Here is a 22,109-nt window from a genome sequence, read left to right as displayed (position 1 = left end):
GCGTTCGAATGGAGATAATTATTTATATCTCACCGGTCAGTGTGCTACTGTGATGTCAAATGACCGTGGTTCCACGGACCCGTTTGGACTCGAGACCGTCGTCCTCGCCGTAGGCGGGCGCGACGAGAATCGCGTCAAGCGACTCGTCGACGTAGCGCTGCAAATTACCACGCCGGAACGATCGAAAGTGGTCGTCGTCCACGTGTTCGACAAGGACTCGTACACCGAGACCGTCCAGAGTATCTCCAACACGGGCGACGAGTATATCGAACCCGACGAACTGGCCTCTCAGATGGCTGTCGTTCAACAGATCACCGACCGACTCGCGGAGAACTCGATCGACTGTGACGTCCGCGCCACCACCGGCAGAAAGGGCCAGGGCATCGTGGATATCTCCGCGGAGGTAGACGCCGATCGGGTGATCATCGGCGGGCAACAGCGGAGTCCGACGGGGAAAGCGATCTTCGGCAGCATGGTCCAAAAAGTGCTTCTCAACGCGCCCTGTCCGGTGACGTTCGTCCGTGATCAGGGATAACCGATCACTGATTCCGGGTGCGATCGGCGATTCGGATCCGTCGGCGACACCGGTGATTGGACCGTCGCTGTTTGAACTTCACAAACGGATCCCGCGTAACTGAGCACGCGAACCGTGACTCTCGATGCGCCGTTCTATTCGAGCGAACGACGAACTGAACTCCTACGGCTTCCCTGGCGGGTTCGTCGCGTTGGTTTCCCTGTGTTCGGTGACGCTGTACAGTCGCGTTCCGTCGTCCGGATGGCGAAGACACTATTCCTCATCTATTTATCGGAGGATTTATTAGCGATATCACCGTGCGATCTTGATATGAGGTGCCAAGCCGAGGCATGGGCATACAGCCCGATGTATAGTGTAATTCCGAGTGCCGCGGAGTTGTGCGCTACCAATAGAGTCAAACGATGAGTCTGATTCACCGACTGTTGCCGCTCGAAGACGATGATATCGGGCCGTTCGTTATCGTCATCTCCGCGCTCGCTGCGCTGAACGGATTACTGTTCGGGTTCGACACCGGCGTTATCTCGGGAGCGTTGCTGTACATGTCCGAGACGTTCCCGCAACTCGAGGCGAACGCGTTCCTGCAGGGGACCGTCGTCAGCGGTGCGATGGTCGGCGCGATCGTCGGCGCGGCCTTCGGCGGCCGGCTCGCGGATCGGATCGGTCGGCGCCGGCTCATCCTGCTCGGGGCCGTCCTGTTCTTCGTTGGGTCGTTCATCATGGCGGTTGCTCCTACCGTCGAGGTGCTCATCCTCGGGCGGCTCCTCGACGGAATCGGGATCGGCTTCGCATCCGTCGTCGGACCGCTGTACATCTCGGAGATGGCGCCGGCGAAGATCCGCGGATCGCTCGTTACGCTCAACAACGTCGCTATCACGGGGGGGATCCTCGTGTCCTACATCACGAACCAGTTCATCGCGAACATGGCCTTCGACGCCGGCCTCTCGTGGCGAATCATGCTCGGGCTCGGGATGCTTCCGGCCATGATCCTGTTCGGCGGGATCATCTTCATGCCGGAGAGTCCGCGGTGGCTCGTCGAAAAGAACCGAGAGCAGGAGGCTCGATCCATCCTGAGCCGGGTCAGGAACGGCGCGAATATCGAGGCCGAAATGAAGGATATCATGCAGATGTCCAAACGCGAGCAGGGGAGCTTTCGCGATCTCCTCCAGCCGTGGCTTCGCCCGGTCCTGATCGTGGGCCTCGGCCTCGCGATGTTACAGCAGGTCTCGGGCATCAACGCGGTCGTCTACTACGCGCCGACGATACTGGAGTCGTCCGGATACAGCGACATCGCGTCCCTCTTCGGGACGATCGGGATCGGCTCGATCAACGTGCTGCTGACGATCGTCGCGCTGTTCCTGGTCGACCGCGTCGGCCGTCGGCCGCTGTTGCTCTTCGGTCTCGTCGGGATGTGTATCTCGGTGACTATCCTCGCCGGAGCTTACATGCTGCCTAGCATGGGTGGGGTCCTCGGCCCGATCACGGTCGTGAGCCTCATGCTGTTCGTCGGCTTCCACGCGGTCAGTCTCGGCTCGGTCGTCTGGCTGATAATCTCCGAGATTTTCCCGCTCAACGTCCGCGGGGCCGCGATGGGAGTGACGACGCTGGTCCTCTGGTTCTCGAACTTCCTCGTCGCACAGTTCTTCCCGTCGCTGTTCGAGATCGGTCCCACGGTCGCGTTCGGCGTGTTCGCGGGAATCACGGCGGTCGGGTTCGTCTTCGTCTACGCGCTGGTCCCAGAGACAAAAGGCCGGTCCCTCGAGGAGATCGAGGCCGATCTGCGTGAAACTGGCGTCGCCGACGATAATCTGGCGCTCAGCGAGCAGGCCGAGCAGGTCGATCCGACTGAGCAGGTCGATCAGACCGATCACGCAAACGACTGAACCGCCCACCGATCCGATATCCGCGTACCGTAGACGTTTCGAGGGGCACTCGTTTAGCCCCATCTCGTCCGACCCGTAGTAGTCCGTACTCCTGCGATCGCTGAGAACCGACCGGCAGTTACTGCGAAACGGACGGACGCCGACAGTCAGTCGTTGAGCGGCGCTCGGCGCCCGGCGTTTTCGGTCACACGCAAAGCGGGCGTCTCGAGGAAGCTAATTCTCGAAGCTCGCACAAAATATCGCTCCGGCGACCGAATCGACTCCGTCTCGTGAGCCGATGTGATTTCTCGTGGACCGATGGACGATTGCAGTCCGTGAACTCATCCGCTCACTGTCCACCAGCTGGAGTCGAGACCCGGTCTATCGAACTCACTCCGCCCGCCGCGACTCGAGCAGCAACTTCTGCTCGACGCGTTTGACCTCGTGCTGGACGTCGCGGACGGCGTCGATATTAGCCGAGATCGAACTGATACCCTCGTTGACGAGGAACCGGACCATCTCCGGCTTGGAGCCGGCCTGGCCGCAGATGCTGGTGTCGACGTCGTGTTCGCGGCAGGTCTCGATGACGTCGCCGAGCAGCCGCAGGACGGCGGGATGGAGTTCGTCGAAGCGGTCGGCGACGTGCTCGTTGTTCCGGTCGACCGCGAGCGTGTACTGGGTCAGGTCGTTCGTGCCGAACGAGGCGAAGTCGATACCCGCTTTGGCCAGTTCCTCGACCGCCAGCGCCGCGGCCGGCGTCTCGATCATCGCGCCCCACTTTCGTTTCTCGGGATCGATGCCGGCCTCCTTCATGAGCGACTTGGCCTGGTAGATGTCCTCGGCGTCGTTGACCAGCGGGAACATGATTTCGACGTTGTCGTAGCCCAGCTCGTAGAGCCGCCGGAACGCCTCGAGTTCGTGGGCGAAGACGTCGGGACGGTCGAGCGAGCGCCGGATGCCGCGATAGCCCAGCATTGGATTGTGCTCCTTCGGCTCGTCCGCACCGCCCTCGAGCTGGCGGAACTCGTCGGTCGGGGCGTCCAGCGTACGCACGCGGACGGGCCGGGGGTAGAACTCGTCGGCGACGCCGCGGATGCCGTCGATCAGTTCCTGCGTGTAGGTGTCCGTGCCGTTTTCTTCGATGAACTTCTCGGGCGTCTGATTCAGCGAGAGGATCATGTGCTCGGTCCGGAGGAGGCCGACGCCGTCGGCGCCGGTTGCGGCCGCGCGCTCGGCGGCCTCCGGAATGGAGACGTTGACCTTGACCTCCGTCGCGGTCATTGGCTTGACTGGCGACTGCGGGCGGACCTCCTCGACTGGTTCGGTCTCTTCGTCGGGCTCGACTTCCGTCCCCTCGAGGACCGCGCCCTTGTTGCCGTCGAGCGTGACGACCTGGCCGTCCTCGAGGACGGAGGTAGCGTTGGTAGTACCGACGATAGCCGGGACTCCGAGTTCGCGGGAGATGATGGCGGCGTGGCTAGTCATGCCGCCCTCATCGGTAATGATCCCCGACGCCCGCTTCATCGCGGGCACCATGTCGGGCATCGTCATCTCCGTGACGATGATATCTCCCTCGCCGACCTTCGCGAGGTCGTCGAGCTTCGTGACGATCCGGGCCGGCCCGCTGACCGTCCCCGGACTCGAGCCCAGTCCGTCGACGATTACCTCGCCAGACCCACTCGAGTCCGCGCCGCTGGTGCCGGCGCCGCTGCTGGCGGCCTGAACGCCGCCGCTGCCGTCGGTCAGCCCCTTCGAGGCGTCGACATCGCCGGTTTCGGCCGCCTCGTCGATGGTGGTGATCGGCCGGGACTGGAGCATGTAGACCTCGCCATCGCCGGACTGCGTCCGGCTGCCAGATGAGCTCTGCTCATCGCTGTCGACGATGGCCCACTCGACGTCTTGGGGCTCATCGTAGTGGTCCTCGACGCGCTCGCCGAGGTCTATCAGCGCGCTGATCTCGTCGTCGGAGAGGACCCGTTCGTTCCGCTTGTCTTGGGGGACCTCACGCTCGACGGTCTCGCCGGTCTCCTCGTCCTTTTCGTGCATCACCTTCTTCTCGGCGACGGTGACGCCGATCGACCGATCCTCGCGCTCGATGACGTAGTTATCCGGGGAGACCGCACCCGAGACGACCGCTTCGCCTAGTCCCCAGGCGGCCTCGATGATCATCGTCGGATCGCCCGTCGAGGGGTGGCTCGTGAACATCACGCCGGACTTCTCTGCGTCGACCATCTGCTGGACGACGACCGCGATGTTGACCGCCGAGTGGTCAAAGCCCTGCTCCTGGCGGTAGTAGATCGCTCGCTGCGTAAAGAGCGAGGCCCAACACTCCCGAACGCGGTCTAACAGGTCCTCGGCGGTGACGTTGAGGAACGTCTCCTGTTGGCCCGCGAAGGAGGCGTCCGGCAGGTCCTCGGCCGTCGCCGACGACCGCACCGCGACGAACGCTTCGCCTGCGCGGGACGACGTCCCGCGATCGGACGGGCTCGCCCCGTCCGTGCCGACCTGCCGGTAGGACTCGAGGATCTCCTCGCGCAGTTCGTCGGGGAACGGCGTCTCGAGGATGAGTTCCTGAGCGCGGTCGGCCGCCTCGGCCAGCGCCGACGAGTCGTCGACGTCGATGTCGACGGCCGCGAACAGCTCCTCGTCGATTTCGGCTTCTTCGATGAACGATCGGTAGGCCCCGGCGGTGACGACGAATCCCGGGGGCACGGGCAGCCCGGCGCCCGTAAGTTCGCCCAGTGACGCTCCTTTGCCGCCGACCCGCTCCAGGTCGCCGCTGCTAATTTCGTCTAACCAGAGTACGGTCATCCGTACCGGAGGCACTTCCTCCACTATCAAGCATTTTTCGGATTTTTGGACTCGAGAGAGACCGTCCGTCGGATTATCGGATCGAGCCGACCGGGTGAATGGGCTGGGAATTCCGAGAGCAAGTCTCTCGAGTTTGCTGAGCGTTCCGCTCGACGTAGCGAAAGCGAAGCCGCGGTCGAGCCCGGTTCTGCCCGAGCCGTCCTGTTTCGCGAACCGTTTGACTGTTCCAAACGGAACGGACTGGGCCGACACGGGTCGCTACCCCTCGCGATGGGCGAGCGAAACCAACCCGATCGAAAGAAACCTTTTAGTCGCCGCCCCACGGTACTCGATCTCATGGAGTTCGCAATTATCGGCTGCGGAACGATCGCACAGATCATGCACATCCCGAATGTCCTCGAGGTGCCGGACGCGGAACTTGCGGCGCTGTGCGATCCCGCCGAGAACGTCACCGATGAGCTGGGGAAACGCTACAACGTGGCTTCCGAACGACGGTACAGCGATCCGGAGCGACTGATCGACGAAGCCGCGGCCGACCTCGACGCGGTCATCGTCACGACGCCGATGCAGACGCACGCCGACGTCGTCGAACGGACGCTCACGGCCGGGTTGCACACCCTCGTCGAGAAGCCGCTGGCGGTCACGCCGGCCGACGCCGACCGACTGGCCGACGTCGCAGCGCAAAGCGACGCGACGGCCATGGTCGCGTACAATCGCCGGTTCGAACTGGCTTACGAGCGACTGGCCGACGAACTCGCCGACGTCGGGCACATCGACAGCGTCACGGCCTACGCCGTCGACGCGGATTTCTCGAAGTCGCTCCCAGAAATCTACGATCTGGTCGAGCCGGAGCTCGACGCGGCATTCATCGAGCGAAGTACCGACCGCCGCCGCGAGCAGTGCAAGCAGGCCATCGGGACCGACGACGACGAGCTTGCGGCGGCGTACGACTTCCAGCTCGAGCACGTCTGTCACGACATCAACGCGCTCCGCGGATTATTCGGCGACGTCGCCGCCGTCGATCACGTCGACTTCGTTCGGGACGGCTACTTCGGCATCGCACACCTCGTGTTTGAGAGCGGTGAACGGTGTCTCCTCCAGACGGGGGATTCCGAACGCCACTGGCACGAGCAGTTCGTCCGGATCGACGCGCCGGATCGCACCCTCCGTCTCGAGTTCGATCACCCCTTCGTCAAGTACAACTCGGCGACGCTCTCCGTCCGACAGGGCGCCGAGGAGACGGTCGACTGCCAGTACAGCCCGACGCGCGAAGAGAGCTTCAAGCGAGAACTCGAGCGGTTCATGGCGTGCGTTCGCGGCGAGCGAAACGTCCCCACGCCCGTGAGCGAGGCGCGCGACGACGTCGAGCTTATCGCGTCGCTGTTCACGCAGTCGCTCGAGTAACGTCGTCTCGCAAAAGAGCGGAGAATCGGCGCGTCAGTCTTCGCTCATAGACGGCGCCGCCTGCTGTGAAACCGTTTCAGTGTAGCGCCGGCGGATCTGTTCGTTGCCGGACGACAGGTGGTTGGTGTCCTTCCCGACGATGAGGAAGTCGAAGTCCTGTTCGACGCGCATTTCGATGTCGTCGGGATCGACGACGAACGTTCCGACCGGGACGTCGGCGGCGTCGCTGGCGCTGACGACGCGCTCGATTGCATCGTCGAACCGATCGTTCTCCCACTCGCCGAAGATGCCGAGGTTCGCGGACAGATCCGCCGGGCCGACGAACACGGCGTCGATGCCGTCGACCGCGGCGATTTCTCGAGCGTTATCGAGACCGGTCTGGGTCTCGATCTGGACGACAGTCGCGATCGACTCGTTGGCTGTCTCGACGTACTCCTGGAAGTCGTCGCCATATGCCGACGCACGGCCCGACGCAACCCCGCGAATACCGTTTGGCGGATAGGTGACCGCGTCCACGACATCGCGGGCTTCGTCGGCCGTTTCGATCATCGGGACCATTATTCCGGCGACGCCGATGTCGAGGACGCGCTTGATCCGGACGGGATCGTTCGACGGGACCCGAACGAGCGTCTCCGTCTCTCCGTCGGCGCCGTCGACGGCACGCGACATGTTTTCGACCGTTTCCAGCGTTAATGGCGTGTGTTCGGTGTCGATGAGGACGAAGTCGAATCCTTCGGTTGCCGTTACTTCTGCGACGGTGGGGTGGCCGATCGAGAGCCATGCACCGGCGATATCCGTTTCCGTGTGGAATTTTTGCTTGAGGTCCTTCATAGTGTGTTCATGACGGCTCGCTCTCCGGAACGGTCAATCGGTACTCGGATCCGTTGACGGAGCCCGAGAGCGTGTGCTTGACCAGCGTGCTCCAGTCTTAGTGAATCATACATAAATACTTAACCCCGTAACGAACTGTCCGGCCGAGTGCGGGTAATTCAGATACTTACTTCGGCAGTTGTCGCACTCACCGCCGATTGTGCCGCTCCGGTTGCGCGTCTGTCCGCACATCGACGGATATTCCGGCTCGAGCCAGCGTCGCCGTTGCCGTCGTGGTCGTCGAGACATCGTTTGGGCTCCCTCGAGACGGACCGTGCAACGAGCGACTCGACGTAAGCGCAGAGGATGTCGCGGTCGCTACTGCTGTCGTCGCCCCCGGTGTGCACGCGATTGTAAGCTGACGAATTCGATCGAGGCCGGGCGTGGTCAAGCGGTTTCGTTCGAGTTACCTCTCAGCAACTGTTCCGCCGCCGGTGAATTTCGTCGAATGACGCCGGTACCCGCTCGACCGCCGGTCGGAGTGACAGTATATTCATTCCACATATTCCCGAGATCCCATTAACCGCATGATTTATACTTGGGTGCGAATAACACTGTCCATATGCCAACCAGTGGCAGGGCAACGAATCGGAATGATAGGTCCGAGAATAGCGGTTCCGCAGCGACCACGAAGCGCAGGTCACGCCGTCGGTTTCTGGCCGGCGTCGGTGGTGCGGCGGCCGTAACCGGCCTCGCCGGGTGTCTCGGTGGTAGCGGTAACGACAGCGACGTCAGCATCATCGCCGTCGAGGGCGAGGGGCGACTCGTGGAGAATCTGATCGACGACTACGTCAGGGACGAGACGGATCTCTCGATCGACGTTACGCTGTTCCCGTACGCGAACCTCTACGAGCGCGTCAGCAGCGTCCTCACGACCAGCGGGACGGGGTACGACGCCATCCTCATGGACGACACGTGGTTCCCGCAGTTCGCAACGTACCTCGATCCGCTCGAGCAGTGGCTTCCCGACGGGCTGCCCACTGACCAACTCATCGACACGACGGTCGACATCACCACGTGGCCGACGCCCGGGGCCCCGACGGTTCCGTCCGCTGAGGGGATGGACGAGGAAATCCGCGGGCAAGTCGTCGTGGGGAACACGCAGATGTTCGTCTACAACACGGCCTACTACGAGGAGGTCGGCGAAGAGGAACCGGAAACGTGGGACGACGTGTTGCGCGCCGGAAAGAGCATCGACGAGGGGATCAGCGATACGAACGGGTACGTGATTCGCGGGCAGCGCGGCAACCCGGCGAACACGAACTTCATGAGCATCGGGTGGTCGAACCTCGGAGACATGTTCGACGAAGACTGGAAGTACCAGTGGGACTCCAGCGAGGGCGAAGACGTAGTCAGTTTCTTCGTCGATGATCTCAAATCGATTTCGCCGGACGGCGTCGGATCGTTCAACAGCGATCAGGTGCTGAATCGGATCGGCGAGGGGTCGGCCGCCCAGGGGATGGCGTGGCCGGCCGCGGCGTCGACGCTGCTCGACGACGACACCGCGGAAGCCGATAACCTGGAGTTCATTCCGATCCCCGAAGGCGAGGTGCAACAGGCGCCGATGCAGGGCAACTGGCTGCTCGGCATCAATTCGAACGTTTCCGACAGTCGGAAGGAAGACGCCGGCACGGTCATCCAGTCCATCATCTCCAAGGAGGCACAGGACCGCTACGTGGACCTCGGCGGCGTCCCCTTCCGCCACGACACCTTCCAGGACAACATGGACGCCGAGCCGTGGTACGAAGCGCTGTACGAGAGCCTGCAAAACGCCAAACCGCGGCCGCGGACGCCCCTCTGGAACGAAATCGACGTGACCCAAGGGGAGTACCTCAACAGCGCGCTGACCGGCGACATGAGCCCGTCCGATGTCGTGAGCCAAACCAAGAACGAGGCCGAGTCGATCCTCGAGAACGCGGGATACTACTAGATGACGCCAACGGGATCAAACAATGGCAACTGAAACAGGAACGGACGTCCGTTCGACGGCCGATCTCGACGAGCAACTGGGCGCGGAGCAATCGACCCGGGAGCGCGTGCTCCTGTGGGTCGACGAGCGGCTGAAGTGGCTGATGACCCTTCCGGCCGTGTTCCTTCTGTTCGCGCTGACGTTTTACCCGCTCCTGCGTGCGATCCGGATGTCGACCCAGCAGTACCTGCCCGGCGGGCGGACGACCTACGTCGGCATCGAGAACTACGTCAATCTGTTAAACAACGGCGCGTTCCTCGAGTCGCTCGTGGTGACCGGCAAGTTCATCGGACTGGCGGTGGGACTCGAGTTCGTGCTCGGCTTCGGGATCGCGCTCGTGTTGAACAAGAAGATCAAGATGCGCGGGCTGTGGCAGACGCTCATCCTCGTTCCGATGATCCTCTCGCCGACCGTGATCGGCCTGATCTGGCGGCTCATGTACACGCCCGACGGGCTGCTTGACTTCATGGCCGCGCCGTTTATCGGGCGCAACGTCGGCTGGATCAGCGATCCCGACGTCGCGCTGTACGCCGTCGTCGCGACCGACGTCTGGCAGTGGACCCCGCTGGTCGTGTTGGTGATCTTTGCGGGGCTGCAGTCGGTGCCCGACGACATTCAGGAGGCGGCGATCATGGACGGGGCGCCGCGGTGGCGACGGTTCGTCGACATCGTGTTCCCGTACCTGAAGTCGCTGATCGTGCTCGTGCTGATCATCCGCGTCGTCGACGCGCTGCGCGTCTTCGCGAAGGTGTACATCCTGACCCGCGGCGGGCCGTCGAACGCGACGAACGTGATCAGCATGGAAATGTACCGGACCGCGTTCCGGTTTAGCAACTTCGGCCAAGCCTCGGCGATGGCGATTTCGCTGCTCGTCGTCGTGTTGATCTTGGCGATGAGCTTCGTCAAAATCGCGGACATCGAGTTCTAACCATGGCAACAGAACAACAACCGGACGTTCCGTTCAGGGAACCGTCGCGAATCGAACGACTACAGGAGACCCTCGCAGAGAACGGCATCAGCAAAGCGGTCATCTACGGCGTGCTGGGGTTCTTCTTGCTCTGGACGCTGTTCCCGGTCTACTGGCTCGTCTCGGGCGCACTGAAATCGCGACAGACGCTGCTGTCGTTTCCGCCGGCCTGGATCCCGACGGAGTTCCAGGTGAGCAACTTCGTCCAGCTGTTCGCCCAGCGCCCGGAGTTCTACCAGTACGTCTTCAACAGCATCGTCGTCACGGTCGTGACGACCATCATCGCGACGACCATCGGGGCGGCGGCGGCGTACGGGTTCGTCACCTTCGACTTCCCGTACAACCTGGACTTCCACCTGCCGTTTTACATCCTCTCGACGCGGTTCATGCCGCCGATCGTGACGATCATCCCGCTGTTCGTCATCTTCCGGAATCTCCAGCTGGTGAACACGCTGTACGGGCTGATCTGCGTGTACGTGATGTTCAACATCCCCTTCGCCGTCTGGATGATGAAGGGATTCTTCGAGGAGGTTCCGGCCAGCCTTGTGGAATCCGCGATGTTGGACGGTCACACCCACATCGGGGCGTTCTTCAAGATCGTCCTCCCGTTGGTCAAGCCCGGCCTGCTCGCGTCGGCGATCTTCACGACGATCATCACCTGGAACGAGCTCCTGTTCGCGATCATCCTGACCCAGGACGTCGCGGCGATGACGCTGCCGGTCGGCCTCTCGTCGTTCGTCACGAAGTACTCGGTCCAGTGGATCAACGTCAGCGTCGCCGGAACGATCGCGCTCGTTCCGGTGCTCCTGTTCGCGTTCATCGCGCGCCAGGAGCTCGTTCGCGGATTCAGCATGGGGGCAGTCGGCAAATGACGCACAGCACTCGAACCAACGCGGCTCGCACGCAGCGATTCACGGAGGTATACAGCAATGGTTAACGTCACGTACGATTCGGTCGAGAAGCGATACGGAAACACGATCGCGGTCGAGGACATCAATCTCACCGTTGAGGACGGCGAGTTTGCCATCCTCCTGGGTCCCAGTGGCTGCGGCAAGACGACGACGCTTCGCTGTCTCGCCGGCCTCACGGAACCGACCAGCGGGACGATCAAACTCGGCGACTACGACGTCACCGACGTCCACCCGAAGAACCGGAACGCCGCGATGGTGTTCCAGAACTTCGCGCTCTACCCGCACATGACCGTCCGGGAGAACATCGGCTACCCGCTCAAAGTTGAGGGGGTCGACGGCGACATCCGCACGGAGCGCGTTCAGGAGGTCGCGGAGATGCTCGAGATTCCGGAGCTACTCGATCGGGATATCGACAATCTCAGTGGCGGCCAGCAACAGCGCGTTGCGCTCGGGCGGGCGATCATCCGCCGGCCCTCGGTCTTCCTGATGGACGAGCCCCTGGCGAACCTGGACGCGAAGCTGAAGCTGAGCATGCGCAGTCGGATCAAGGTGCTCCAGCGCGAGCTCGGCATCACGACGCTGTATGTAACCCACGATCAGGAGGAGGCGATGTCGCTCGGCGACAAGCTCATCGTGATGAACGACGGGCACATCCAACAGATCGGCACTCCCGACGAGGTGTACCACGAACCGAAGAACAGGTTCGTCGCCGGCTTCATCGGCTCGCCGTCGATGAACTTCATCGACGTCACGATCGACGACTCGGGAACGGTCCGTCCGATGAACGCCGCGGAGGGATTCGAATACCGGCTGGAGCCGAACGTCGCCGACCGCTACGTGGACCACGAGGAGCTGACCCTGGGCATCCGACCGCAGTACTTCACCGCCCACACGGAGCCGGTAGACAACGCGATCCGCGGCCAGGTGAAAGTGACGGAGCCGCAAGGCGACGACCAGATCATCGACGTTCTCATCGGCGACGAGGACGACGACCACGTCGAACTCACCATAAAAGCGCCGAGTACCGTCGAAGCCATGCGCAACGAAGCGATCTGGCTCACAGTGGACGACCCGCTTGTCCACGGATTCGATAGCCGGACCGGAGAGCGACTCGCGGACGGGAACGTCGCGCGAACGAAGGCGACGGAACGGCACGCCGAATCCACGTCGGACTGACTCGAGGGCACCCGTTTCCGTCACCGCAGTCTGATCGGCCATCGCACCGCTTGCACGCGACGCATCACGTCCCGTTCGAACGGTCGTCGCGGCCGTCATTTGTCGCCGGCCGTCTTAGCCGCACTACTAAGACAATACTTATATGTGATTCAATAACGTATCCCTCATTCGAATCATGTCCGTAGATACGATTTCCGTCGCCGTGACGGAATCCGACGACAGAACGCCGCTGATCGACGCCATCCGCGACATCGCCGTTCCGACCGGGGCGACCGTCGTTCTCGCGAGGGTCTACACCAAATCGGAATTCGAAGACACGCTCGCGGAACTCGATTTCGACGCGCAACCGGTGCCGGACGACGTCGCTCGGCGCAGCGAGTCCGTGCGCGAACTCGTGACCGCACTCGAGGCAGTAGACGTCCCCCACGAGGTCCGCGGCGCGGTCGGCGAGGTCGGTTCCGAATTCGTTTCGCTGGCCGACGCGGCCGACGCCGATCTGGTATTCATCCAAGGCCGCTCGCGCAGCCCGACCGGTAAGGCGCTCTTCGGCAGTACCGCCCAGACCGTCCTGCTGAACGCCACCTGTCCCGTCACGTTCGTTCAGGAATGAGGCGGAGTCGTACCGATCGGACGGAGAGGGAGGCTCGATGGAATCCGCGACCGGGAGCCATCTGAATCGACGATGCTGCTGGAACTGAGTGCCGTCCTCGCACTGCTCGCGTCGGTGTTCTCGGGACTACAGGCCGTCTCGGTCGAATACGGACTGAAAAACGGCACCGATACCGAGCACACGTCGCCGGCCCTCGCCGCGACGGTCGTCACCATCGTCGTCAGCGTCGCCGTTTTCTGGGGATTGCTCTTCGTTCGCGGCGTGTCGTTCGACGGCGTGACCGTCGGACAGCTGGCGCCGTTCGCGCTCGCGGGTCTCGGCAACCCGGCCGCGTTTCGGTTGCTCTACTTCCGCGGTATCGACCGCGTCGGCGCTCGAGTCGCGGCCGCCGTCGTCGGCGCGAACCCCGCCATCGCAGCGCTCCTCGCTGTTCCGGTCCTCGGGGAGTCGTTTACCGTCGCCTCCGGAGTGGGATTGTTGTGCATCGTCGCCGGCGGTGTCGTGTTGCAAATCTCGCGATCGACGAGTGACTGGGGTGACGACCTTCTCGTCGCGGAGTTCGCACGACTCGAGGCGCGGGACCTGGTCGTTCCGGTCGCCGCGATGGTCATGCTGGGCGCGTCGTTCGTGCTCGTCGCGATCGGGCTGAACGGGTACTCCGATCCGCTGGTCGGGACGGCGGTCGGCCAAACGGCCGCGCTCATCGCATTCGTCGCGCTCTTCGGCGTCTCGCCGGACGTCCGCTCGCGCGTCCGAATTCGCGACCGAACCGCGCTCGGCGCGTTTACGCTTGCGGGCGTCTTCGTCGCGGCGAACTGGCTCGCCTGGTTCTCGGCGCTCCAGAGCGGAACGGTCATCACCGTCGTTCCGCTCTCGAACGTCTACCCCCTCGTCATCGTCGGCATCTCCTATGCGATGGTCCGACAGGTGCCGCGATCGCCGCGGCTCCTCGGCGGCATCACCGTCATCATCGCCGGTGCGACGCTGATGCAACTGGGGTAGTCCGTCGATTGCGTCGGAAGACGACCGCCTCCCGGTCAGGCGTCCCGGACGGCGGCCCAGTAATCGTAGTTCCGCTTGGCGTGGACGAGCGGTCGTTCGGTCCGGTTCTCGATCTCGATCGTGTAGTTGCCCTCGTACCCCGCGTCCGAGAGCGTCTCGAAGATCGCCTCGAAGTCGAGGATCCCCTCGCCGAGATCGGTGAACGACCGGAAATAGTTGATGACGTTGTCGAGGTGGAAGTCGGCGTCAGTGAGCGCGTCTCGGTTCGCCGCGAAGTCCTTGACCGGGTCCACGTCCTTGAGGTGGACGTAGCCGATGTCGTCGGCGAACCGCTCGATGCCGTCGGTCACGTTGCCGTCGGGGAAGTTGTCGCCGTAAGGGTAGTAGTGAGCGGTGTCGAACAGGAGCTCGAGCCCGTCGACGGCGTCGAGATAGTGCCGTATTTCGTCCGGTTGCTCGACTGTCGTGGCCCCGTGGTGGTGGACGAGCGGCCGCAGTCCAGCCTCGAGGGCCGCGTCACTGATCCGAGAGAGCCAGTCCTCGACGGTGTCGCCGTCGTGGCGAGCCCGCTGGGGCGGGAGTATCCCGACGAACTCGGCTCCGAGGTCGGCCGCGACCGGCACGTCGTCGATCACTCGCCGGACCGCGTCCTCGGTTTCGATCCACTCGCTCATCGCGAGGTAGAACTCCAGATCGTACTCCTCGAGCCACCGACCGACGGTCTCGGGGTCGTTCGCACGGATCTTCTCGAGGCTGATTTCGACGCCGTCGTACCGGCAGGCGGCGATATCGCCGAGCGCGTCCTCGATCGACTCGGGGCCGTACATGATCGTTGTGTACCCGGTTCCCATGCGATAGCGAATGTCTTCCATGGAAAAATAGCTTCCGACGGTTCATGGGTCGTTTGTGCGGCGCTCGGCCGGAAACGCGTCGACAGTGTGTCTGCCAGTGGCGAATCGGGTCACTCGAGACGGAACCGACTCGTTCGATCTAGGCGATCGAACGAGACGACCGTCTTTATCGTCTCCTCGGAGTCAGCGAGTGCCTCGTCTATCTCGTCCGGTCCGTAGACGCCGGTCACGAGTGCGTCGAGCGCCGACTCCGGCGTGTCGCGGAGCCACTCGGCGGCGGCACGGAAGTGAGACCGTCGTGAGTTGACGACGCCGAGGATAGCCTTGTTGGTGACGACGAGTTCCGTGTGGAATGCGCCCCCGTCGATGTCGAACGTCGACGACGAGCCCGGAATCCCCTGGAGCGTCACGACGCCGTTCGGAGCGAGCGCGTCCACCGCTTCGACGGCGTGGGCGGGGTGTCCCGTCGTTTCGAAGGCGAAATCGACCGGTTCGTGAACCGCGGGAAACTCGTCGAGCGAGAGTTCCCTCGAGTCGACGTAGGTACCGCCGACGCCTTCGATGATGTCGATCGTCGGATCCGGTCGGTCCCGGCGGCCGAGGCAGTAGGTTCGCTCGAACTCGTCGCCGGTCTCGAGTCGCGTCAGTGCGAGCAGTCCGAGGTTGCCGTTCCCGAGAACGAACGCGCTCGACGGCCGCCACTCGAACCCGGACCGCGCCGCGGCCGCCTGATTGAGCGCCTTCTCGACGAGACTCGTCGGTTCGACGAAGAACCCGTACGCCGCACGCGATTCGGGGACCGAAACGAGATACTCGGAACGAGCGGTGAAAAACTCTGCCATGTACCCGTGTGCCCCCGTGATTCCGCACTCGTGAAGGCTCTCGGGTGGAGCCATGTCGAGTTCGCCGTTGGCCGCGAATCTCGACTCATCGTCGACGGGTCGTCGCACGAGAGGGGCGACGACGTCGCCTTTCGTCAGGTCGGTTCCGTTCGGCTCTTCGACGACGCCGACCGCCTCGTGGCCGATGACGAGGTGGTCCTCGCCGTCGGGAACGTCGCCGCCGATTTCGCCGGCCGCGATGCGCCTGTCCGAGCCATCAATTCCGACGGCGACGGTTCGGATCAGCGCCTCGCCCTTCTCGGGGGTCGGTCTCGGTTTTTCGATGACACGCAGTTCTGGGCCGTCCGGAAACAGTGCGACAGCGCGCATGGGTACGTGCGCTTCTTTTCGGCGATTGCATATAGTCTCCCCGACGGTTTTGCGATGAGGCCGCTCCGTGCTCGTTCGCTAGCCTCGTCGTCGTGCTGATCGGCTACTCGAGTTACATAGACGTTCGAATCCCGTTTGCAACGGAGCGACAACCGTCGTTTGAGAGGTTCAAATTCCCCTGATCACGGGTCGCGCTGTCTGTTCCGAACGCGAGTCCAGTTACTCTCCTATATATTACACCCATACAGTTGTAAATAGAATCGATCAACGATCGCTGACCCACTATCTCGGTAGTTCCTAGGGGGAGCGGTGCTCCATCAGCCGATCGAGCAGTCACGGACAATACTCCCTGAAAGGGCCGAAATTAGCCTTCAGACGCCCGCTACTGACCGGTCGGTTTCGAACAACCGCGGGACTTGTTCACACTCCACTATCGTAAAGCACCGTTTGACAGCTTCAAATAGGGAGTGTTCAGGAGTACTTCGCGTTGATCTCGATAACGTTTGCGGAGCGGGTGACCATATTCGGAATTTCTTCCTGGAACTGATCGCCCGTCATCCGACTCAAGGGTCGGGAGAGACTGACGGCGCCGAGGACGTCGTCCTCGTCGGCCATGACCGGCGCTGCGACGCAGTGTAGTCCCTCGATCTTCTCCTCCTTGTCGAGTGCGTACCCGCGCTCGCGGATCGTCTCGAGTTCGTCGAAGAGTTCCTCGCGGTCGGTGATGGTCTGGGGCGTGTACCGCTTCAACCCGTGTTGATCGATGATCTCTTCGACGCGCTCGCGCGGGGTGTACGCGAGGATGGCCTTGCCGAGCGCGAGGCAGTGGAGGTACTCCCGTTTCCCGACCGACGAGGCGGTCTGGACGGCCCGCTCGCCGCCCGTCTTGTACAGGTACACCGCGCGGCCGTGTTCTTCCGTCGCGAACTGCACCAACTCGCCGGACTCTTCGGCCAGTTCGTCCAGTTCGTCGGTGACGACGTCGTAGAACCCCAGCCGATCCTTCACTCCCTCGCCGAGTTCGAGGTAGCGGAGACTGAGCTGGTACTCGTTCCCATTCTTGATGACGTGTTCCTTCTCGAGCAGGGTGGCCAGGTGACAATGGATGGTGCCTTTCGCTCGTCCGAGTTCGTTCGCGATCTCGGTGATCCGGGCGCTATCGTGCTCGTGCAGGTAGTCGATAATCTCGAGCGTAATCCCCACCGCCTGAATCGTTCTCGGTTTCGTCGTCTTTGCCATGCGCCAGACAAACACTCACTGCCACTAAATTGTTTGTGTGTGACAAACGAGAATACTGTTTGATCGATTCAAACGTGCGCTCTCGAGCGTCATCGAGAATCTGACTCGTCCCGAGCCCCGTTCGACGGGAGCGGTCGGGGGTGTCTCGCGCGATAACATCGGTTCGAGCGTAACGTATTTGTGTGCGTACCACAACCACTCACTCGCATGTCCGAGCAAAGAGAGCGAGCCGTTTCACCAGCCGTTCGTGACCACGTCGACAACTACGTCGGCGGCGAGTGGACCACGCCCGCGAGCGAGACGTCCCAGCCCGTCGTCGATCCCGCGACGGGAGACGAACTCGCGACGGTCGAGCACTCGACCGTCGAGACCGTCGACGACGCAGTACAGACCGCAAACGAAGCGTTCGAGGAGTGGCGACAGACGCCCGTCGTCGAGCGCGTCCAGTACCTCTTCGACCTGAAGACCGAACTCGAGAATCGGCTCGACGAAATCGCGACGGCCCTCTCCCGCGAGCACGGGAAGACCATCGCGGAGGCGCGCGGGGAGATCAAGCGCGGTATCGAGAACGTCGAAGTCGCCTGCGGAATGCCCAACATGATGCGCGAGGGCAGCGGCAACGTCGAGGACGTCGCATCCGGCATGGACGAGCACGCCGTCCGCCAACCCCTGGGCGTGTTCACCGCCATCACGCCGTTTAACTTCCCGGCGATGATCCCGCTGTGGTTCCTGCCGTACGCGGTCGCGTCCGGGAACACGTTCATCCTCAAGCCCAGCGAGAAGGTCCCGCTGAGCTCCCAGCTCATCTTCGAGGCCGTCGACGCGGTCGACTTCCCCGACGGCGTCGTCAACCTCGTCAACGGCGGCGCCGAGACCGTCAACACGCTGCTCGAGCACGACGATATCGCCGGCGTTTCCTTCGTCGGAAGCTCGCCCGTCGCCAAGCACGTCTACGAAACCGCCGCCCAGCACGGCAAGCGTGTCCAGGCCCAGGGCGGAGCGAAGAACTACGCCGTCGTCACCGAAAACGCGGAAGTCGACGACGCGGTGCCGAACATCATCGGCTCCGTCTACGGCAACGCCGGGCAGCGCTGTCTCGCCAACGACGTCGTCGTCGGCGTCGGCGACGTCTACGACAACCTCCGCGAGCAGTTGATCGACGCCGCGGAGAACCTCACTGTCGGCGCCGGCGTCGACGAGGAGACCGAAGTCGGCCCCCTGATTACCGACGACTCGCGCGAGCGCGTGCTCGGCCTGATCGAGAACGCGCTCGAGGAAGGCGCCGAACTCGTCCTCGACGGCCGGGACTTCGAACACCCCGAACTGGACGGCAACTTCCTCGGTCCGACGCTCCTCAAGGGCGTCACGACCGACATGGAGATCGCACAGGAAGAGATCTTCGGGCCGGTGCTCTGTCTCGCCGAGGCCGAGGACCTAGATGAGGCCATCGAGATGGTCAACTCGACGAAGTACGGCAACGCCTCCTCGCTCTACACCGAGTCCGGCAGCGAGGCTCGCCAGTACAAGTACGAGGTCGACGCGGGCAACATCGGGATCAACGTCGGCGTCTGCGCCCCGATGGGTTTCTTCCACTTCGGCGGCCGGAAGGCGTCGTTCTTCGGCGACCTCCACGCCCAGGGCGAGGACGCGGTCAACTTCTACACCGAGAAGACCATCCAGATCGAACGCTGGTACAGCTGATACCGGCGTCATCGAGCCGCGAAGCACCGTGACCGGCGATACGCGCTCGAGCGAGCGTTTCTTTCGCCAGTACTGCCTCGGCAACTGATCGTCGCGTAGCCCTCAGCGGTGTCGCCGTGTAAAGCGGCGCTCGCGGTTACTCGCCTCCGATCACCGGAAACTATAACAGGCGTCTCCGCAATCGACTTGATAATGCGACTCGCTATCACCCCCTGGGACTCGAGCGGTCCGACGCGGGGTCGCGGGACCGGCGACGGTCGAAGCGAGTCGCGCCGCTCCGAGTCGGCCGGGCGGAGCGAGACCGACGCGCCGCGCGAGACCGCGTCGGTCCGGTCAGACGGCCGGTTCGTCGCGGAGCGCGTCCGCGACGGAATCGCACCGTCCGAACGACGGACGGAACCGACTGCGAAACGCACACGCTGACATTCGACACGACACAGACCATGTACGAGGACTTTGCATCCACGCTCGCGGCGACGATGTGGACCGACTTCGACGACCAGCCCGAACGGGACGGCCCGACGGCCGAGATCACCGACATCGACTCGTTCGTCATCGACGGCAACTTCCCGTGGACGATCGTCACCGTCGAGACCGATCGCGGCGTGACCGGGATCGGCGAGGCCTACCCCTCGCCGGGCGTCCACGAGATCGTCACGGACTACCTCAAACCGGTGCTCGTCGGGGAGAACCCGCTCGACGTCGAGCGGCTCTACAACCTCATGCGCGAGAGCCTCTCGGGGCGGGGCTCCCAGTGGGGCGTCGGGACGATCGCCATCAGCGGCGTCGAGATCGCGCTCTGGGACGCGGCTGGGAAGCTGCTCAACCAGCCAATCTATCAGCTGCTCGGGGGGAAGACTCGCGAGGAGGTCCGCGTCTACGCCGACTGTCACGCCGGCGAGGCGATGGTCTCCTCGGCCGAGGAGGGCCAGGAGGAGACGACGTACGAACCCGAAGCGTACGCCCAGGCCGCGCGCATGGCCGTCGACGACGGGTTCGATATGATCAAGTTCGACCTCGACGTTCCGTCCGGCCGCGACATCGACACCCTCTCGCGGCACTTCGACCCGCCGGAGGTCGAGCACAAGCGCTCGGTCGTCGAGGCCGTCACCGACGAGATCGGCCACGAGGCCGAGGTCGCGGTCGACCTCCACTGGAACTTCAGCCCCGAGACGGCCAAGAAGCTCTGTCGGGCGATCGAGCCGTACGACCTCGCCTGGGTCGAGGATCCCCTGCCGCCGGAGAACACCGACGCGATGCGAGAACTGCAACGCAGCGTCGAGACGACGCTGCTGACCGGCGAGAACCGCTACGGTCGCCACGGTTTCCGCGACCTGATTGAGGAGCAGGCCGTCGACTTCCTCGCCCCCGACGTGCCCAAAACCGGCGGGATCGCCGAGACGAAGAAGATCGCGGACATGGCCGAGGCCTACTACCAGGCACTCATCCCCCACAACATCGGCAGCCCGATCGCGACGGTCGCGACCGCCCACGTCGGTGCGACGGTGCCGAACTTCGTCGCCGTCGAGTACCACGCTCGAGAGGTTTCGTGGTGGGACGACCTCGTCGCGCGCGACGAGCCGCTCATCCAGAACGGGCGCCTCGAGGTCCCCGACGAACCGGGACTCGGTATCAAACTCGACTGGGACGTCGTCGAGGAACACCGGAAACCGCGTACCTAACGCACCACCGCCTTCGTAGTCCCTCGCGGAGCGGTCGGCTCGACGCGCCGATCCGCCGACGGGGCTTCCGTCACTGTCCCTCTGTTTTGCCGCCCGTCCCTACTGACTGCACGCGCCCTCGAGCCGTCGGTAACGGATCGCCGACGGCGATCGCGCGGTCGCCGAGCACAAAGCCTAATGCGCTCTTCTCCGTACTGTCAGTCGACGATGGTCGAAATCGATTACATGGCTCATCAGGAGCAGTACGATCCGTCCGCGCTGCTGGACTACGGGGAACAGGCCACGGCCGGCGACTACGAGACCGTCTGGACGTCGGATCACTTCCACCCGTGGTTCCACACGGACGCGGAGTCGGCGTTCGCGTGGTCCTGGCTCGGCGCCGCAACGGAACGACTGGACGGACCGATCGGCACGTGCGTAACGCCCGCGACGGGCCACTACCACCCCGGCATGATCGCGCAGGCGTTCACGACGCTCCAGCAACTCCACGACGACCGGGTGCTGCTCGGGCTCTCCACTGGCGAGGCGATGAACGAGACGCCGCTCGGGTTCGACTGGCCCGAGTACCCCGAACGCCGGGACCGACTCGAGGAGGCCCTCGAGATCATCCGCGCCCTCTGGGGCGACGACGAGTGGGTCAGCGACGACGTCCGCGAGCGCATCGACGAGGACGGATTCGTCACCTACGACGGGGAGCGGTTCGAGCTCGACGAGGCGAAACTGTATACGATGGCCGAGCGGTCGCCGGAGATCCATATCGCGGCCAACGGACCGAGCACCGCCCGGCTCGCGGCGCGATACGCCGACGGGTTCGTCACGGTCAAGAAGGGCGAGGAGTACACCGACCGGCTCTACCCCGCGATCCGTCGCTACGCCGAAGAGGAGGGCAACGACCCGGACGCGATCGAGACGACGCTGCTCGTGACGGCATCCTATCACCCCGACTACGAGCGGGCGCTTGAGGCGACGCGACCGTGGCACGCGACGACCCAGAACGTCTTCGACCGGGCGCTGGCGGACCCGCGCGAGATCGAGGCCGAGGGCGAGAAGGCGACCCGCGAGGAGATCGAGGAGAAGTTCCTGATCGCCGACGACCCCGCGGAGATCGCGGCCCAGCTCGAAGCGTACGCCGAGATGGGCTTCGATCGGATCGCGGTCGGGAACACTAGCCCCGAACCCGAGCAGCTGTTCGAGGTCATGAACGACGAGGTCATCCCGTCGCTGTAGCTCCCGTTTCCACCGACTGCCGTGGGCTGGTTAGTCGAACTCGAATCGGCGTCGCCGTTCGAACCGGATCGACGCCGCTCGCCG

Annotated in this window: 18 protein-coding genes; 13 read left to right on the top strand and 5 right to left on the bottom strand. The window is 63.5% G+C overall.

From position 1 onward, the window contains the following. Positions 1 to 52: 52 nt before the first annotated feature. Complete coding sequence (locus EH209_RS19600; protein ID WP_126664501.1) at positions 53 to 535, top strand: universal stress protein; 483 nt, start codon at positions 53 to 55, stop codon at positions 533 to 535. A gap of 401 nt (positions 536 to 936) precedes the next feature. Beyond that, positions 937 to 2,415 carry a sugar porter family MFS transporter gene (locus EH209_RS19595; RefSeq protein WP_126664500.1) on the top strand — a complete coding sequence of 493 codons (1,479 nt, stop codon included), beginning with the start codon at positions 937 to 939 and terminating at the stop codon, positions 2,413 to 2,415. Positions 2,416 to 2,784: 369 nt separating this feature from the next. Here EH209_RS19595 and ppsA read toward each other — a convergent pair whose 3' ends face one another. Next, a complete protein-coding gene (ppsA, locus tag EH209_RS19590) occupies positions 2,785 to 5,205 on the bottom strand; it encodes a phosphoenolpyruvate synthase (RefSeq protein WP_126664499.1) in 2,421 nt (806 codons plus the stop codon). 336 nt (positions 5,206 to 5,541) lie between these two features. Between ppsA and EH209_RS19585 the strand changes: the two genes are divergently transcribed. Next, the gene (locus EH209_RS19585; RefSeq protein WP_126664498.1) at positions 5,542 to 6,609 is read left to right on the top strand and encodes a Gfo/Idh/MocA family protein; all 1,068 of its coding nucleotides are present in this window, start codon (positions 5,542 to 5,544) and stop codon (positions 6,607 to 6,609) included. A 33-nt stretch (positions 6,610 to 6,642) separates the two neighbouring features. On the opposite strand, the gene EH209_RS19580 is transcribed toward EH209_RS19585, so the two are convergent. Further along, positions 6,643 to 7,440 carry an HpcH/HpaI aldolase family protein gene (locus EH209_RS19580; RefSeq protein WP_126664497.1) on the bottom strand — a complete coding sequence of 266 codons (798 nt, stop codon included), beginning with the start codon at positions 7,438 to 7,440 and terminating at the stop codon, positions 6,643 to 6,645. A gap of 601 nt (positions 7,441 to 8,041) precedes the next feature. Here EH209_RS19580 and EH209_RS19575 point away from each other — a divergent pair. From EH209_RS19575 to EH209_RS19550, 6 genes are all read left to right on the top strand, one after another. Further along, on the top strand, positions 8,042 to 9,409 hold the full coding sequence (locus EH209_RS19575; protein WP_126664496.1) for a substrate-binding domain-containing protein: 1,368 nt from the start codon (positions 8,042 to 8,044) through the stop codon (positions 9,407 to 9,409). A 22-nt stretch (positions 9,410 to 9,431) separates the two neighbouring features. Further along, entirely contained in the window at positions 9,432 to 10,376 is a 945-nt protein-coding gene (locus tag EH209_RS19570) for a carbohydrate ABC transporter permease (RefSeq protein ID WP_126664495.1), read from the top strand. A gap of 2 nt (positions 10,377 to 10,378) precedes the next feature. Continuing rightward, positions 10,379 to 11,287 (top strand): carbohydrate ABC transporter permease, encoded by a 909-nt coding sequence (locus EH209_RS19565; RefSeq protein WP_126664494.1) that lies wholly within the window; start codon positions 10,379 to 10,381, stop codon positions 11,285 to 11,287. 57 nt (positions 11,288 to 11,344) lie between these two features. Beyond that, on the top strand, positions 11,345 to 12,502 hold the full coding sequence (locus tag EH209_RS19560) for an ABC transporter ATP-binding protein (RefSeq protein ID WP_126664493.1): 1,158 nt from the start codon (positions 11,345 to 11,347) through the stop codon (positions 12,500 to 12,502). 175 nt (positions 12,503 to 12,677) lie between these two features. Next, the gene (locus tag EH209_RS19555; protein WP_126664492.1) at positions 12,678 to 13,112 is read left to right on the top strand and encodes a universal stress protein; all 435 of its coding nucleotides are present in this window, start codon (positions 12,678 to 12,680) and stop codon (positions 13,110 to 13,112) included. Positions 13,113 to 13,184: 72 nt separating this feature from the next. Then, positions 13,185 to 14,114, top strand: a complete 930-nt coding sequence (locus EH209_RS19550) for an EamA family transporter (protein WP_126664491.1) — start codon at positions 13,185 to 13,187, stop codon at positions 14,112 to 14,114. Between the two features lie 35 nt (positions 14,115 to 14,149). Here EH209_RS19550 and EH209_RS19545 read toward each other — a convergent pair whose 3' ends face one another. The 3 genes from EH209_RS19545 to EH209_RS19535 all read right to left on the bottom strand — a co-directional run bounded on the left by EH209_RS19545 (position 14,150) and on the right by EH209_RS19535 (position 17,415). Next, the gene (locus EH209_RS19545) at positions 14,150 to 14,965 is read right to left on the bottom strand and encodes a sugar phosphate isomerase/epimerase family protein (protein ID WP_126664490.1); all 816 of its coding nucleotides are present in this window, start codon (positions 14,963 to 14,965) and stop codon (positions 14,150 to 14,152) included. 110 nt (positions 14,966 to 15,075) lie between these two features. After that, on the bottom strand, positions 15,076 to 16,176 hold the full coding sequence (locus EH209_RS19540; protein WP_126664489.1) for a glucose 1-dehydrogenase: 1,101 nt from the start codon (positions 16,174 to 16,176) through the stop codon (positions 15,076 to 15,078). 471 nt (positions 16,177 to 16,647) lie between these two features. Next, positions 16,648 to 17,415 (bottom strand): IclR family transcriptional regulator, encoded by a 768-nt coding sequence (locus EH209_RS19535; protein WP_126664488.1) that lies wholly within the window; start codon positions 17,413 to 17,415, stop codon positions 16,648 to 16,650. 207 nt (positions 17,416 to 17,622) lie between these two features. Here EH209_RS19535 and EH209_RS19530 point away from each other — a divergent pair, with 207 nt between their 5' ends. From EH209_RS19530 to EH209_RS19515, 4 genes are all read left to right on the top strand, one after another. Next, complete coding sequence (locus EH209_RS19530; protein ID WP_126664487.1) at positions 17,623 to 19,116, top strand: CoA-acylating methylmalonate-semialdehyde dehydrogenase; 1,494 nt, start codon at positions 17,623 to 17,625, stop codon at positions 19,114 to 19,116. Between the two features lie 192 nt (positions 19,117 to 19,308). After that, positions 19,309 to 19,539, top strand: a complete 231-nt coding sequence (locus EH209_RS19525; protein WP_126664486.1) for a hypothetical protein — start codon at positions 19,309 to 19,311, stop codon at positions 19,537 to 19,539. Positions 19,540 to 19,559: 20 nt separating this feature from the next. Next, positions 19,560 to 20,798, top strand: a complete 1,239-nt coding sequence (locus EH209_RS19520) for a mandelate racemase/muconate lactonizing enzyme family protein (RefSeq protein ID WP_126664485.1) — start codon at positions 19,560 to 19,562, stop codon at positions 20,796 to 20,798. A 207-nt stretch (positions 20,799 to 21,005) separates the two neighbouring features. Next, positions 21,006 to 22,025 carry an LLM class flavin-dependent oxidoreductase gene (locus tag EH209_RS19515; RefSeq protein ID WP_126664484.1) on the top strand — a complete coding sequence of 340 codons (1,020 nt, stop codon included), beginning with the start codon at positions 21,006 to 21,008 and terminating at the stop codon, positions 22,023 to 22,025. The last annotated feature ends 84 nt before the right edge of the window (positions 22,026 to 22,109 follow it).

The organism is Haloterrigena salifodinae (assembly GCF_003977755.1).
GTDB classification, from domain to species: domain Archaea; phylum Halobacteriota; class Halobacteria; order Halobacteriales; family Natrialbaceae; genus Haloterrigena; species Haloterrigena salifodinae.
Note: the sequence above shows the minus strand (reverse complement) of the source record. Positions and strands in the feature narration are given on the sequence as shown.

Coding starts and splice junctions, on each gene's coding strand:
- EH209_RS19600 (WP_126664501.1), top strand. CDS start 53: ATGTCAAATGACCGTGGTTCCACGGACCCGTTTGGACTCGAGACCGTC.
- EH209_RS19595 (WP_126664500.1), top strand. CDS start 937: ATGAGTCTGATTCACCGACTGTTGCCGCTCGAAGACGATGATATCGGG.
- ppsA (WP_126664499.1), bottom strand. CDS start 5,205: ATGACCGTACTCTGGTTAGACGAAATTAGCAGCGGCGACCTGGAGCGG.
- EH209_RS19585 (WP_126664498.1), top strand. CDS start 5,542: ATGGAGTTCGCAATTATCGGCTGCGGAACGATCGCACAGATCATGCAC.
- EH209_RS19580 (WP_126664497.1), bottom strand. CDS start 7,440: ATGAAGGACCTCAAGCAAAAATTCCACACGGAAACGGATATCGCCGGT.
- EH209_RS19575 (WP_126664496.1), top strand. CDS start 8,042: ATGCCAACCAGTGGCAGGGCAACGAATCGGAATGATAGGTCCGAGAAT.
- EH209_RS19570 (WP_126664495.1), top strand. CDS start 9,432: ATGGCAACTGAAACAGGAACGGACGTCCGTTCGACGGCCGATCTCGAC.
- EH209_RS19565 (WP_126664494.1), top strand. CDS start 10,379: ATGGCAACAGAACAACAACCGGACGTTCCGTTCAGGGAACCGTCGCGA.
- EH209_RS19560 (WP_126664493.1), top strand. CDS start 11,345: ATGGTTAACGTCACGTACGATTCGGTCGAGAAGCGATACGGAAACACG.
- EH209_RS19555 (WP_126664492.1), top strand. CDS start 12,678: ATGTCCGTAGATACGATTTCCGTCGCCGTGACGGAATCCGACGACAGA.
- EH209_RS19550 (WP_126664491.1), top strand. CDS start 13,185: ATGCTGCTGGAACTGAGTGCCGTCCTCGCACTGCTCGCGTCGGTGTTC.
- EH209_RS19545 (WP_126664490.1), bottom strand. CDS start 14,965: ATGGGAACCGGGTACACAACGATCATGTACGGCCCCGAGTCGATCGAG.
- EH209_RS19540 (WP_126664489.1), bottom strand. CDS start 16,176: ATGCGCGCTGTCGCACTGTTTCCGGACGGCCCAGAACTGCGTGTCATC.
- EH209_RS19535 (WP_126664488.1), bottom strand. CDS start 17,415: ATGGCAAAGACGACGAAACCGAGAACGATTCAGGCGGTGGGGATTACG.
- EH209_RS19530 (WP_126664487.1), top strand. CDS start 17,623: ATGTCCGAGCAAAGAGAGCGAGCCGTTTCACCAGCCGTTCGTGACCAC.
- EH209_RS19525 (WP_126664486.1), top strand. CDS start 19,309: ATGCGACTCGCTATCACCCCCTGGGACTCGAGCGGTCCGACGCGGGGT.
- EH209_RS19520 (WP_126664485.1), top strand. CDS start 19,560: ATGTACGAGGACTTTGCATCCACGCTCGCGGCGACGATGTGGACCGAC.
- EH209_RS19515 (WP_126664484.1), top strand. CDS start 21,006: ATGGTCGAAATCGATTACATGGCTCATCAGGAGCAGTACGATCCGTCC.